Source organism: Algimonas ampicilliniresistens, assembly GCF_030159955.1.
Classification (GTDB): domain Bacteria; phylum Pseudomonadota; class Alphaproteobacteria; order Caulobacterales; family Maricaulaceae; genus Litorimonas; species Litorimonas ampicilliniresistens.
In genome coordinates this window covers 1,183,180-1,196,490 of record NZ_BSNK01000002.1, presented here as the reverse complement: position 1 = coordinate 1,196,490, position 13,311 = coordinate 1,183,180, and the positions used below count along the sequence as shown (strand labels likewise).

Sequence of the window (13,311 nt, the reverse complement as noted above, 5' to 3'; positions counted from 1 at the left end):
TATCAAGCCCCGCACGAAGATGTGAACGGCTCATTCCCTGTAGTCCGGCACAAGAATTGTGCAAGTTCGTGACCGGATTCACGCTTTCTCCAAAGTGCATTGAAGCGGATGCTGGTTGCGCTTCGCCGCGTCCATGACTTGCGCCACTTTGGTCTCGGCCACTTCAAATGTGTAAACACCACATGTCCCGATGCCGGTCTGGTGGACATTGAGCATGACCTGTGTCGCTTCTTCTTGCGTCTTCTTGAAGATACCCATCAAAATCGAGACAACAAATTCCATCGGCGTATAATCGTCATTCATCAGCAGGACGCGATACATGGACGGCTTTTTGGTCTTATCGCGGGTCTTGGTTGCAACGCCGCGCTCCATCCCATCGTCTGATCCATCATCGGGGCCGCCCGGTACGCCGTCGGCACCCTTACCAGGCCCTTTATTGGGTCCCGTCATTTGAAGTTCGGTCAATGTGATGAATTCCAGAATGTCCAACATGGTCCTGTCTTATTACGGTCCTGCCCGGACATTGAAACCCCGCCCGCATAAGGATGTCATGCTTGTCACGGACAATAACGGGGATGATCATGGTTAAGAGGCGTTAACACCTCTCTAACCGGGCCAGTTTAGCGGTTCGCCATGATCTGGGTTCGCCTTCTTACGATTGCAATAGCGCTATGTCTGGTGAGTCCCACCGCGTCGGTCGCCAAGACCCAAGGCCGTTACGCCTCCATTATCGTCGATGCGGACTCGCTCGATGTGCTGCATGCGCGTCAGATTGATGCCCAGCGCCACCCCGCCAGCCTGACAAAGATCATGACACTCTACCTCACCTTCGAAGCTATGGAGCGCGGCGACATCACTCTCAGCAGCTCGGTCGTAACCTCCGCGCATGCGGCCCGCACGCCTGCGGTCAAGATGGGATTAAAGCGCGGACAAAGCGTCACCATCGACACCCTCATTCAGGCCGTCGCTGTCCGCAGCTCCAACGATGCGGCCGTCGTTTTGGCCGAAGCCATCGCCGGCAGTGAGGGCGCTTTCGTCACACGGATGAACGAGACAGCGGCGTCGCTGGGCATGCGTCAAACTGTCTTTCGTAATCCGCACGGCCTGCCAGATGATATGCAGGTGACGACGGCTCGAGACATGGCCAAACTCGCCTTGGCCACATTGACCCGATATCCGCAGCACTATCATTATTTCGGCCAGACGCATTTTCGGGGACGCAAAAGCACCAATAAGCTGTTGAGCGAACGCGACGATGTCGACGGGTTCAAGACTGGCTACACACGCGCGTCGGGCTACAATCTTGTGATCAGCGCAACGCGGGATGACCACCGCATCATCGCCGTTGTGCTTGGCGGCGCATCGAGCGGATCGCGTAACAGTCACATGTCGGACTTGATCGACCGAGGGTTTGAGGTCATGGACAGCGTTGCGTCGCCCGTCATTGCAGCGCGCGCGCCAACCGTTCAGACACCTGTCAATCGCAATTGGGCTTTGCAGATCGATGGCTTTGATAGCCCTGCCGAAACTGCGATTTTCGCCGATGCGCTGATCCGCTATGCCGGAACTGGCGAAGTTGGCATGCGATCGGTGAGCATCAACGACCGAGCCTATCATAGCGTCCGAGTCGAGGCCCTCGACAACCGAACGGCCCGTAGTCTTTGCGCAGATCACCCCAAAATCCTCCAGATCGCCGCACGTCAATGTAAGGTTTTATCCATCATCAATCCCGGCTAGGGACCTCTGCGCACATGTCTGCACCGGAGTTCCCTGTTCGATGAGTTTCATCCTGCCCACTGTCGAAACGCTCACGGCCTTGCGCGCGCGCATGGATGGGTATGGGGCCGACCAAGCCCGTACAGCCTTGGTCCCAACGATGGGCGCACTCCATGAAGGTCATCTGTCACTCGTTCGGATCGCAAAGCGAGTCGCCGACCGGGTCATCGTGTCAATTTTTGTCAATCCCACACAGTTTGCGCCTGGCGAAGACTTTGAAGCGTATCCGCGCGACATGCAGGCTGATTTGAAGCTACTGGCTCAAGAAGGTGTCGATCTGGTCTACCTGCCATCGAGACCCAGCATGTATCAGGACGATCATAGTACGAGCCTGATCATTGGCGGGGTCGGAGATGGGTTGGAAACTGATCACCGCCCGACATTTTTCCACGGTGTCGCCCTTGTCGTGAACAAGCTGTTTAACCGTGTTCGACCTGATATAGCCGTGTTTGGTGAGAAAGATTTTCAGCAGCTTGCCGTCATTCGTCGCATGGTTCGCGATCTCGATATGCCCGTCGAGATCATCGGCGCACCGATTGCGCGCGATGCGCAGGGCCTCGCCCTATCATCGCGCAATCGCTACTTCGATGCAGAGGCTTTAGCCGTTGCCCGTCAGCTTAATCGCATCCTGTTCGACGCACGCGATCATTTGCAAACTGGCGCCGACGTCGCGACAACCCTCCAACATACCCATCGCAATATTCTAGATAGCGGTTTCTCAGATGTCGACTATGTCAGTTTGGCAGATGCGACCTCACTTAACCTTCAAAATGAAGGCGTCGTGACTGATAAGTCGCGCTTGCTGATCGCTGCGCACTGCCGGGGCGTCCGCCTCATCGATAATTGCGCTGTTAATGCGCCGACCACGGAAGACACCTCGCTATGATCACGCTGCACCATCTGGAAAACTCGCAATCCATCCGTATTCTTTGGCTGCTCGAAGAGCTGGGCGAAGAATACGGCTTCAAAATGTATGATCGCGATCCAGAGACGATGTTAGCGCCTGCTAATTATAAAGCGCTCTCGCCGCTGGGCACAGCGCCCGTGATTACAGACGACGCAGTCGCCCTGTCTGAGAGCAATGCGATTATCGACTATATTCTCGACCAAACTGACATCCAAGACCTGCGGCCTGCACCGGGCGACGCGGACCGAGCGCAATATCTGTTCTGGTTCCACGCCGCCCAAGGCAGCTATCAGTCCCTGCAAACCGGACGGTTCGTCAACAGTTTGGCGGTCGAGCGGTCTCCGCGTCTTGTTCGTGGCATCATTGGCAAAGTGATGGGTATGCTGGATCAGGTCTTTTACGGCCCGCGCTTGAAGGCTGTAATGACCAAAATGGAAGACGATCTGTCGCGTCATCCATTTTTGGCCGGGGAACGCTTTACCGCAGCTGACATCGCTATGGGTTATACCTTGCAGATGGCCGCAATGCGCGGCGATCTAGCCGAAGATTACCCGCACACGCAGGCCTATGTTGAACGGATGGAAGCTCGCCCAGCTTGGCAGGCGGCATTGACCAAGGACGGAAAATTCGTCGGTGTGCCGAGCTAGTCGACAGGCGTAAGCGCCTTCACCATTGTGTAAAGTGGTACGGCCACGCCGCCATTGTGATCGAAAAAGCTGTTCTCAACAGCGTAGCCACAACGCTCGTAAAAAGGCCGGCCTGCTTCGGTGGACGCCATTTCGAGTGCCTTAAAACCATGGTTGCGTGCAGCAAACTCTGACGCCATCAAGATAGACCGACCAATCCCGCGCCGCGCGTGATCCGGATGGGTATACATGGCACGAATTCTCGCACGGTCCGTTGCTGGATCGAGCTTCCGAGCGCTCCGGCCTGCGGAATGATCGCCGCCATAGAGTGTGGCTCGATTGGACCACCCCCCACACCCAACCAGGGTTTCATCGTCGAATACGCAGAAATATGTTCCATCATCAATCAATTGCGTATCGAGACCCATAGATACTCGAGACGCCTCAATCTGCGCGTCATCAAGATAGCCGCGCTGTAGAATAGCAATTGATAAAGCCTGAAGAGTGCGAATGGCGGGGATATCGCCAGAACCAGCAACCCGCAGCATTAGGCCATCACTCAATCCCATTTCCTCATTCCGTAAGATTTCATTCATGTTGCAAGAAAGACACAACACATGCTCAAACTCAACTTAATCTAGGTAATCTTTGTTGCAGAACTGTCATTTTCTGCATAGCTCCGGGAAGGTTTGCCGATTGAGCCTAATCAACCAATGATTTTTTTGTTGATCGCGGCCTTCGAAAAAAACGACCTAGGGAAATAAAGGAAAAAAAATGGATACCAAGGAAATGAAACGACTACTCGCGGTGAGTGTCTCGACCGCAATGTTGGCCGCGACGATGAGCGCTGGCACAGCCTATGCGCAGGACAATGACGATTCAGCCGATAATGATGAGATCATCACGATTGGTACGCGACGGACGCAAAGGTCCGCCGCAGACACGCCTGCCCCAGTTGATGTCATTTCCGGTGTTGAATTTACGCGTAACGCCGCGGACGATGTTCAAGATCTGCTCCGCACGTCGGTTCCGTCCTTCAACATCAACACACAACCGATTTCTGATGCAGCATCGATTGTTCGCCCGGCCAACCTTCGCGGCCTCTCACCTGACCAGACACTGGTCTTGCTGAACGGCAAACGCCGTCATCGTGGTTCTGTTATTTCATTCCTTGGCGGTGGCATCTCTGATGGCGCCCAAGGCGTGGACATCTCTGCAATCCCATCGATTGCGCTCAAGCAGGTTGAAGTTCTGCGTGATGGTGCATCCTCGCAATATGGTTCCGATGCGATTGCTGGCGTTCTGAACTTCGTTCTGAAAGATTCACCTGAAGGTGGCACAGTCGAATTCAAATACGGCTCTACATATGCGGGCGACGGCGACAATTTCCGCGTCTCTGGCAATGTCGGCCTACCGCTTGGCGATCAGGGTTTCGTCAGCCTTTCGGCTGAATATGGCGAAACCGATGGCACGGTCCGGTCTGTCATTCGCGACGATGTCCGCTCACTCGTCGCTGCGGGCAATAACGCCGCTGGCGACTTCCTGACTATCAACACATTTACGGATGAAGTGCCTCAATATTGGGGACAGCCTGACGTTAAAGATGACATCAAACTCTTCATTAACTCGGCACTTGAACTCTCCGATAATGCTGAAGTCTACGCCTTTGGTAACTATGCATCCCGCACGGTCGAAGGGGGCTTCTTCTACCGCAACCCAACGAACCGCGGCGGCGTTTATGCAGGCCCACTCGTGGACGCGAATGGCAATCTTGATCCAAATGGCGGCGCGTCAGTCCGTGTCGGCGATCTGGACGGTCTGGGTGTCGGTGGGTCTTGCCCAGCCGGTATTCCACTGAACGGTTTGATCCCAGATGCCACGATTACGGGTCAAGTCGTAGGCGATCCGAACTGCTTCTCTTTCATTGAGACCATTCCAGGTGGTTTCGTCCCGAGGTTCGGCGGCGAAAACGAAGATTATGGCGTGTCCCTTGGACTCCGCGGTGAAATCGGCCTTGGCGACGGACTAACGTACGATCTCTCAGTCACACATGGCCGGAACAAGACCGACTTCTTCATCGGCAATACAGTCAACGCCTCACTAGGGCCGAACACACCTCGCGATTTCAATCCGGGTGGTCAGCAACAGACCGAAATCATCTTGAATGCGGATTTCGCCTATCTGTTGCCAACAGGCATGGCGTCTGATCTCTCAATCGCCTTCGGCGGAGAATATCGTGAAGAGACATTTGATCTGTTCCAAGGCGATGCAGCATCGTTCGCACTCGGTCCACTCGCCGATCAGGGCTTCTCATCCAGCTCGAACGGATTTGGTGGGTTCGCCAACAATTCATCGGCAACACAGGATTCCTACGCGCTTTACACAGAGCTAGAAGCCGATGTGACCGACCAGCTGACCGTTCAAGGCGCACTGCGTTACGAAGATTACACGGCATTTGGCGACACGCTGGACTATAAGATCGCAGCCCTGTTTAAGGTGAATGATAGCCTGCGGTTCCGCGGCTCGCACTCAACCGCGTTCCACGCTCCAACAGCTGGCCAGGCTAACATCACCAACGTCACGACACAGAATGTCGGCGGTGTCCTTGTCGATCAGGGTACAGTCCCACTATCGTCGGCAGCAGGTCAGTTGGCTGCTGACTTTATTCAGGCCACATTTGGTGATCGCCCAACACTCGGCCCTGAGGATGCAGAAGTCTTCACAGCCGGTATGGCATTCGATGCGGGTCCAACAAACTGGACAATCGACTTCTATCACATTGACGTTGCAGACCGGATCGCACTCGGTGCCAACGTGGATTTCTTAGCCGCCCTGCAAAACGCCGGCGCAACATCAACGACTGTTTCTGCTGCTCTGACGGAATTGTCCAACAACGGCACGATCAACCGATCTGACTTTACAGGTTTCGAAGATCTGTCTGAGTATCGCTTCTTCAGCAACTCGTTCGATACCCGCACGAAGGGTGTCGATGTCGTAGGTCGCTATCCATTCGACTTCATGAATGGGTCATCGGCCCTGACGGTCGCTGCGAACTATAATAAGACGGACGTTACAAATGTTGGTACGATCAATCCGATCAATGCGACCCGCGTCTCCAATCTTGAGGACCAGCTTCCAAACTGGAAGGGCTTCGTCCAATGGTCGCATGAAGACGGCAAATGGCGCACACTCCTGCGGGCCAACTATTACGGTCAGTGGGATGATGTCGGAAACGGCTTCCCAGATCGTTCGTCTGAACTGCTCGTCGACGCCGAAATCGGTTATGAAGTTGTCTCAGGTGTCAACTTCGTCATTGGTGCCAGCAATTTGTTCGACAATTTCCCGGATGAAAACCCAGATGCAGGATCGCTGGGTCAACTCTACCCAGAGGCCGCTCCAACAGGGTTCACCGGTGGTCAGTATTACGGCAAGATCCGGATCAATTTCTAGGATCTAAACACCAGACAAAAATGAAAAGGCCCGGTCAGATCGACCGGGCCTTTTTCATACCTACCAAGCGCCGAGTTCGACCAGCTTTCGCATCAATTTTGGCGGGAGTTCGTCGCCGTCCCCAAGCGCCTCGCCGAGATCTTGCGGTGCGTCCTCGGGCTTGAGGTAGCGCCAACCCTGAAAGGCACGACGCGGAACCGGAACGACCGGTATAAGCGTTGGCTCCATCAAGATGGCGCAGGCTTTAACGCCGTCACGCCTCACCACCTCCTGCAAGTCGGCAATCGGATTGCGGCACAGGATCATGCCTTTAATGACCCAATAGATGGACCCGCCCGACAGGAGCGCGTCCTTCTGTTTCGGGAACATACGCGTCACATGTTCATGGTGCGCAGAAAGCCCTTGGGCCACGCGCCGCTCCACAACACCCGTCTGCCAATTGGCCAACGTCTCGATCGACTTCGATCCGACGGAAAGTTTCTGCAAGTGAATCACACTTCAGAGATAGCGGTGAGCCGTCGAACCGCAAGGGAGTAGCGCCGTCTGCCCGACACGCCTATGGTCGCGTAATGAAACACTATCTCCTTCCCCTCCTCTTCACTCTAACTGCCTGCGCTGCTGCCGATGATCCGCGACCGAATGTCGTGCTAGATACGGAGCTGGGCGAGATCGAAATCGAGGTCCACACTGACACAGCCCCGATATCCGGAGCGGACTTCCTGCTTCATATTGATCTGGGTCTCTATGAGGATCAGGGTTTTTACCGCGTGGTCCATGCTGACAATGATCCGCGTGACATGGGGATGAGCTTGATTCAGGGCGGAATCCTATCGCAAGAACTCGCGACAACTCCGATCGCACATGAGCGGACGACGGAGACTGGCCTGTCGAATACGCGCGGCGTAGTCAGCATTGCCCGCGACGCGCCCGGAACAGGCAGCGCCGCTTACTTTTTCATCAATATCGGCGATAATAGCTTTCTCGACACGGGCGGCGAACGCAATCCAGACGGCGAAGGCTATGCCAGCTTCGGCCAAGTTGTGCGCGGCATGGACGTGGTTGAAGCGATCCAAGCCCAAGACGCCTCCGGTGATAGTGACGAGGAGGTCACATCAGGCCAAATCCTGACTAAACCCGTAACCATCCGCCGGGCTTACAGGGTCGAGGATTAGACATCAGCGACGCCCTTCGCTAAGCGCCGGGCATGAGCGATACCCCTATTCAGGTCGATATGGTCTCGGACTTTGTGTGCCCGTGGTGCTGGCTCGGCTACAAGCAATTTGCTGCCGCCGCCAAGGGCGCAAACCCTAAGCCAAAGCTGACCTTCCGACCCTATATGCTCGATCCGACCGTACCAGACGCAGGTCAGGACTATCGCGAATATATGACGGCCAAATTCGGGGCTGATTCGAAAGATCGATTCAAAGAATCTCGTGCCCATCTGGAACGCGCTGGTAAAAACTACGGCATAGACTTTGACTTTTCCGCAATCACCCGCCGGCCCAATAGTCTGAACGCCCACCGCCTGCTGAAATGGGCGCAGGGACAGGATAAAGGCGATGGGGTCGCAGAGGCTATTTTCCGTGCTTATCATGAGCAGGGTCGCGATATTGGAGACACAGAGGTGCTCGTCACGATCGCGTCAGACGCTGGCCTTGGTGGTGATTTGGTGATGGATTTACTGAGTCAAGATCAAGACAAATTAGAGATACAGCAAGAAGTTATGTTCTTTCGAGGCCTCGGCGTCTCAGGCGTGCCGACGTTTATTTATAATGGCCAGTTCGCCGTTCAGGGTGCACAAGAGCCCGACAAACATAAGCGCGCTTTCAAAGAAGCCCTCAATAATCCACCCAACCCATAGGTAGATCCTTATGACCACTTTCCAGATCGTCGCGTTTTACATCGCGCTTAGCCTGTTTCTAAATCCGGTCCTGATGTTCCGCATCGGCCTTGTCCGGCAGAAGAAGAAGATCAACCTCGGTGACGGGGGCGATGCCGACATGCTGGCGCGGATCCGGACTCATGGCAACTTCACCGAAGTCGCGCCGCTTGCTCTGATCGGTTTGATCGCCATCGCGATGATGAACGGCTCACCCATAATGTTGCATTTGTTCGGTGCGGTTTACTTCGTCGGACGCATCTTGCACTTCCTCGGCATGAGTGGCCGATTTGGTCAGGGTCGCTTTTTCGGCACTTTGATGACGCTGTTCGTCTTCTTCGGCGAAGGTCTGTACTTGCTTTATCTCATCTTCGCTCACGGCCCTGTCTAGACCTTGGCCCTTGCTGACCCGCTATCGCTGGAACCGCTTGATGCGCCACTGACGGCGCTGATCGACCATGCCCTCGCGGCTGGTGCGGACGCGGCCGACGCGCTAGGTCTTTATGGTCGAGCCGCCTCTATAACGGTGCGCGGCGGCGAGCTCGAAGACATCGACAATTCAGAAGGGTTCGACATTGGCCTTCGCGTCATGGTCGGCCAACGCCAAGCCTGTGTCTCGTCGTCAGATTTATCGAGCGGGGCCATTCAGCGGCTCGCCGAACGCGCTGTCGCCATGGCGAAACTCGCGCCGGAAGACCCCTATTGCGGTCTTGCGCCGCAAGACCGACTTTCACCCCGGCGTAGTGGTGACGGGCTTGATCTTTTCGACCCGACAATATTGCTCCCAGCGGAGTTAAAAACCCGAGCGCTGGAAGCCGAAGCCGCAGCTCTGGCTATTCCGGGTGTCAGACAAGCCGAAGGGGCACAAGCCAGCTTCGCTTGGTCCGCCGTGCGCTTACGGACCAGTGCCGGATTTGACGGTGGCTATGCCGCCTCTCGCCACGGCGTCTCCGTATCTGCTGTGGCAGAGCGAGACGGCAGTATGGAACGCGACTATGACCATGACGGCACACGGTGGCTGTCAGATCTACGCACGCCTGAGGATGTCGGCCGTGAAGCCGGCGAACGGGCCGTGGCCCGCCTCGGCGCAACCTCAATGAGTTCAGCGGCCCTACCCATTATCTTTGATCGGCGGGTATCCGCCAGCCTAGTCGGCGCTTTGATTGGAGCGATTAGCGGTAATGCTGTCGCGCGCGGTGTCTCCTTCCTTAAGGACGATCTCGGCGCGACGCTGTTCCCCAGCAACATTCAAATTATCGAAGACCCGCTCCGTCGACGTGGCCTGTCATCACGCCCATTTGACGGCGAAGGCATCGAAACCGGGGAGTTTGAGATCATCAAAAATGGGGGTCTGTCCTCTTGGCTCATGAATACCAGCGCGGCACGTCAGCTAGGCTTGGAATCAACCGGTCATGGCGCGCGCGGTCTCAGCAGTCCGCCGGGGATCAGCACATCCAACGTCGCCCTGATGGCAGGTGATGAGAGCCCGGAGGCGTTAATCGCGAAGGCTGGTCACGGCCTGTTCGTGCGCGAAATGTTCGGCCCGTCGCTTAATCCGACGACAGGTGATTACTCAGTCGGCGTGTCAGGGTTTTTGATCGAAAATGGCGTGCGTTCGCATCCGGTTAGTGAAGTAACCATTGCCGGTAATCTGCGTGACGTTTTTGCCAGCCTCATTCCAGGATCAGACCTACATTATGAGCATGAAACAAATGCGCCGACTGTCTTGGTCGAGGGGTTGACGATTGCCGGACGTTAGGTCTGATCCGACCGACGCAGACGACCTTGCCCTGATCGAACGCGCCGTGCGTGAGGCCGGACGAATCTGTCTCGACGCCTATCATCGCAATGATGCGCGCGTTTGGGACAAATGCGAGAACCATCCTGTCACCGACGCCGATATTGCCGTAAACGATTACCTGCAAGCCGAATTGATGGGCGCACGCCCGGATTATGGCTGGCTGTCCGAAGAAACGAAGGATGATCAGTCGCGCCGAACGTGCCGTCGAACATTCGTAGTGGACCCGATTGATGGCACCCGCGCCTTTATCGACCGCAAGCCGGGCTTTGCTGTGTCGGTCGCTATTGTCGAAAATGGCTTTGCCGTTGCAGGCTGTGTGTTCAATCCGCTGAAAGACGAGTTTTATTCCGCCCGGCAAGGCTGCGGCGCAACATTGAACGGGAAAGCCTTGCAGGTTGGCGGATGCAGCGCCGTCGATGGCTGCATAATGGTCGGCTATTCGCGCAAGTTCAAACGCCTCAACTTCCCGGACATGCGCTATAAAATCAGCAATAGTATGGCCTACCGGATGGTGATGGTCGCCGGCAGTCATGCTGATGCAACCGTGTCCTTCACGCCCAAATCCGACTGGGATGTGGCTGCGGCCACATTGATCGCGACCGAAGCTGGCGCGCACGTCACAGACCTCAATGGTAAGCTACACCGCTATGATGGTGAGACGACCTCAGGAATGGGCGTGATTTGCGCTTCCCCGGCTCTTCACGCCTTGCTATTGGAGCGCGTGAAACCCGTGATGGCAAAGCTCGCAAGCGGCGAGGCCACACTTCAGGACTACCGATATCTAGGAACCACCATGAGCGACCGTGACACAGCGCCCGTACAACTTCTCCACCTCGTCATTGGCGGCGAGCTGGTGGACCCCAACAAAACGACCTTCAAAGATCTAAAAGCTGTCGATTTCGTCGGTGCTTATGCCAATTATGCTGAAGCGCATGATGCTTGGAAGTCAGCGGCCCAACGCACCGTCGATAATGCCCATGCGCGCTATTTCATCCTGCATGCGCATGAGCTGATCGATCCGGACAAAGACGGCGTCATTGGCTGAGCCAAGCCCGGAACAGGCAGTAGCGCCGCAAAAGGACGTAGATCCGGATCGCGCGCTGCTTACACGTCTTTGGCGTGACTATCTGGCTCCGCAACGGGGTCGGTTGATCCTCGCCTTCGTCTATATGGCGATCTATGCGGCCGCGACGGCCGCATATTTGTTCGTCGTCCAAACTGTAATTGATGCCGGAGCGGACACATCCGTTGGTGATTATGCGCGCCTGATCCTTCCATTCATTATCGGCATTCCGCTGATCAGTGCCGCAACGAACTATTTACAACGCGTTGCAACGAACTCGATTTCTCTCAATGCCGTTGCTGCGATGCAGCAGGACATGTTCGACGCCGCGTTGAATGTCGATCTGGCAACCTTGTCGCGCGAACCGACTGGCACTTTGATCTCACGGTTCGTGTCTGACGTGGGTGTGGTCGGAAACGCCTTGATCCGCGTCGTCGGCAATCTGGTGCGCGATCTGTTATCTGTTCTTTTCGTGATCACGGCGATGCTGGTCCAAAGCTGGCAGCTCTCACTGGCGATGGCCGTGTTCGGTTTGGCGCTCGCACCCTTGATCGCGCTGTCTCGGCGGATGCGCGGCTCTGCCACCGAAGCGCAAGCTCATGTCGGTCTGATTACGGCACAGTTAAAAGAAAGCCTCGACGGGGCAAGACTGATCCGAGCGTACGGATTAGAAGACCGGGAACGCGCGCGATTGGGCGAAAGCTTTACGACGCGCATCCGTCTCTTCCTGAAACTGGTTAGCCAACAGGCCCGGGTCGATCCGATCCTCGAAGTGCTAGGCGGGCTCGCCATCGCTGGCGTCCTGATCTTTGGCATTTGGATGATCCGGCAAGATGCTGTCACGCCCGGTGAGATTGTCGCTGTGCTGACCGGGCTGCTAATCTTGGCGCCTCGTCTGCGGGCTTTGGGGACAATGAACAATGTGGTGCAGGAAATGCTCGCCAGCCTGTCGCGCGTCTTCGCCCTCGCCGATCTACGCTCGAACGTCTTAGAGGCGCCGGATGCGATTGCGCTGGACAACATTCAAGGTTCTGTCGAGCTGCGCAATGTGTCCTTCGCCTATGCTGACGGCACGAAGGCCCTTAAGGGTGTATCCATTAGCGCGAAAGTCGGCGAGCGGATCGCCCTGGTCGGCCCGTCCGGCGGCGGCAAGTCGACCATCCTCAATCTTGTCCCACGGCTGTTCGACGCGAGCGAAGGCGAGGTGTTGATCGACGGTCACAATGTTCGGTCTTTAACGCTAGCCAGCCTTCGGCAACACATCGCGCTCGTCAGTCAGCACGTCACGCTGTTCTCTGATACGATCGCCGAGAATATCGCATTAGGTCGCGCCGGGAGTCCTCGAGACGCCATCATCGCCGCTGCGAAAGCCGCAGATGCGCATGACTTCATTAACGCACTTCCAGCTGGCTACGACACAGTCTTGGGTGAATCCGGCGACACATTATCTGGTGGCCAGCGCCAACGGCTGTCCATCGCTCGCGCTATCCTTCGGGACGCAACGATCCTCCTATTGGATGAAGCGACGTCAGCTCTCGACGCTGAGTCAGAAGCCAAAGTGCAGGCTGCATTAGACCGCTTGTCAGAAGGTCGCACCACACTTGTCATCGCGCACCGCCTCGCCACCATCAAAGGTGCAGACCGCGTCTATGTCATCGAAGACGGACAAGTCACTGAACAGGGCACTGAAGCCGAGCTACGACAAAAGCGCGGCGTATTCGCGCGCTTAAAGGCACTACAAAGCGACTGACGACACACTCAGACCCGGTTAAGGTTTGAAATTGTAGCGGTATGCCCGCTAACTATGAT

13 protein-coding genes are annotated in these 13,311 nt (G+C 56.0%); 10 read left to right on the top strand and 3 right to left on the bottom strand.

Annotated elements, in window-relative coordinates; translation table 11 throughout:
* Window positions 1-78: 78 nt before the first annotated feature.
* Entirely contained in the window at window positions 79-450 is a 372-nt protein-coding gene (clpS, locus tag QQL54_RS13595) for an ATP-dependent Clp protease adapter ClpS (RefSeq protein WP_431355943.1), read from the bottom strand.
* Between the two features lie 183 nt (window positions 451-633).
* On the opposite strand from clpS, the gene QQL54_RS13590 reads away from it, so the two are divergent.
* Genes QQL54_RS13590 through QQL54_RS13580 form a run of 3 tightly spaced genes read left to right on the top strand, consistent with a single transcriptional unit; the run spans window position 634 to window position 3,330 of the window.
* Window positions 634-1,737 (top strand): D-alanyl-D-alanine carboxypeptidase family protein, encoded by a 1,104-nt coding sequence (locus QQL54_RS13590; RefSeq protein WP_284391715.1) that lies wholly within the window; start codon window positions 634-636, stop codon window positions 1,735-1,737.
* Between the two features lie 40 nt (window positions 1,738-1,777).
* On the top strand, window positions 1,778-2,662 hold the full coding sequence (gene panC, locus QQL54_RS13585) for a pantoate--beta-alanine ligase (protein WP_284391713.1): 885 nt from the start codon (window positions 1,778-1,780) through the stop codon (window positions 2,660-2,662).
* A complete protein-coding gene (locus QQL54_RS13580) occupies window positions 2,659-3,330 on the top strand; it encodes a glutathione S-transferase family protein (protein ID WP_284391711.1) in 672 nt (223 codons plus the stop codon). The genes panC and QQL54_RS13580 overlap by 4 nt, the downstream gene beginning before the upstream one ends.
* Here QQL54_RS13580 and QQL54_RS13575 read toward each other — a convergent pair.
* The gene (locus tag QQL54_RS13575) at window positions 3,327-3,905 is read right to left on the bottom strand and encodes a GNAT family N-acetyltransferase (protein ID WP_284391708.1); all 579 of its coding nucleotides are present in this window, start codon (window positions 3,903-3,905) and stop codon (window positions 3,327-3,329) included. The two genes, QQL54_RS13580 and QQL54_RS13575, sit on opposite strands and share 4 nt — an antisense overlap.
* A gap of 178 nt (window positions 3,906-4,083) precedes the next feature.
* Between QQL54_RS13575 and QQL54_RS13570 the strand changes: the two genes are divergently transcribed.
* Window positions 4,084-6,759: a TonB-dependent receptor plug domain-containing protein gene (locus QQL54_RS13570; protein WP_284391706.1), complete on the top strand. Its 2,676-nt coding sequence runs from the start codon at window positions 4,084-4,086 to the stop codon at window positions 6,757-6,759.
* A 60-nt stretch (window positions 6,760-6,819) separates the two neighbouring features.
* Here the strand turns inward: QQL54_RS13570 and QQL54_RS13565 are convergent, their stop codons facing one another.
* A complete protein-coding gene (locus QQL54_RS13565) occupies window positions 6,820-7,254 on the bottom strand; it encodes a DUF1489 family protein (protein ID WP_284391704.1) in 435 nt (144 codons plus the stop codon).
* Between the two features lie 74 nt (window positions 7,255-7,328).
* On the opposite strand from QQL54_RS13565, the gene QQL54_RS13560 reads away from it, so the two are divergent.
* Genes QQL54_RS13560 through QQL54_RS13535 form a run of 6 tightly spaced genes read left to right on the top strand, consistent with a single transcriptional unit; the run spans window position 7,329 to window position 13,252 of the window.
* The gene (locus tag QQL54_RS13560) at window positions 7,329-7,931 is read left to right on the top strand and encodes a peptidylprolyl isomerase (protein WP_284391702.1); all 603 of its coding nucleotides are present in this window, start codon (window positions 7,329-7,331) and stop codon (window positions 7,929-7,931) included.
* 32 nt (window positions 7,932-7,963) lie between these two features.
* Window positions 7,964-8,620, top strand: coding sequence for a DsbA family oxidoreductase (locus tag QQL54_RS13555; protein ID WP_284391699.1), 657 nt, complete (start codon window positions 7,964-7,966; stop codon window positions 8,618-8,620).
* A 10-nt stretch (window positions 8,621-8,630) separates the two neighbouring features.
* The gene (locus tag QQL54_RS13550) at window positions 8,631-9,029 is read left to right on the top strand and encodes an MAPEG family protein (protein WP_284391697.1); all 399 of its coding nucleotides are present in this window, start codon (window positions 8,631-8,633) and stop codon (window positions 9,027-9,029) included.
* A gap of 3 nt (window positions 9,030-9,032) precedes the next feature.
* Window positions 9,033-10,397 (top strand): TldD/PmbA family protein, encoded by a 1,365-nt coding sequence (locus QQL54_RS13545; protein WP_284391696.1) that lies wholly within the window; start codon window positions 9,033-9,035, stop codon window positions 10,395-10,397.
* Window positions 10,384-11,484: an inositol monophosphatase family protein gene (locus QQL54_RS13540; protein WP_284391693.1), complete on the top strand. Its 1,101-nt coding sequence runs from the start codon at window positions 10,384-10,386 to the stop codon at window positions 11,482-11,484. The genes QQL54_RS13545 and QQL54_RS13540 overlap by 14 nt, the downstream gene beginning before the upstream one ends.
* The gene (locus tag QQL54_RS13535; protein WP_284391691.1) at window positions 11,477-13,252 is read left to right on the top strand and encodes an ABC transporter ATP-binding protein; all 1,776 of its coding nucleotides are present in this window, start codon (window positions 11,477-11,479) and stop codon (window positions 13,250-13,252) included. The genes QQL54_RS13540 and QQL54_RS13535 overlap by 8 nt, the downstream gene beginning before the upstream one ends.
* Window positions 13,253-13,311 lie beyond the last annotated feature (59 nt).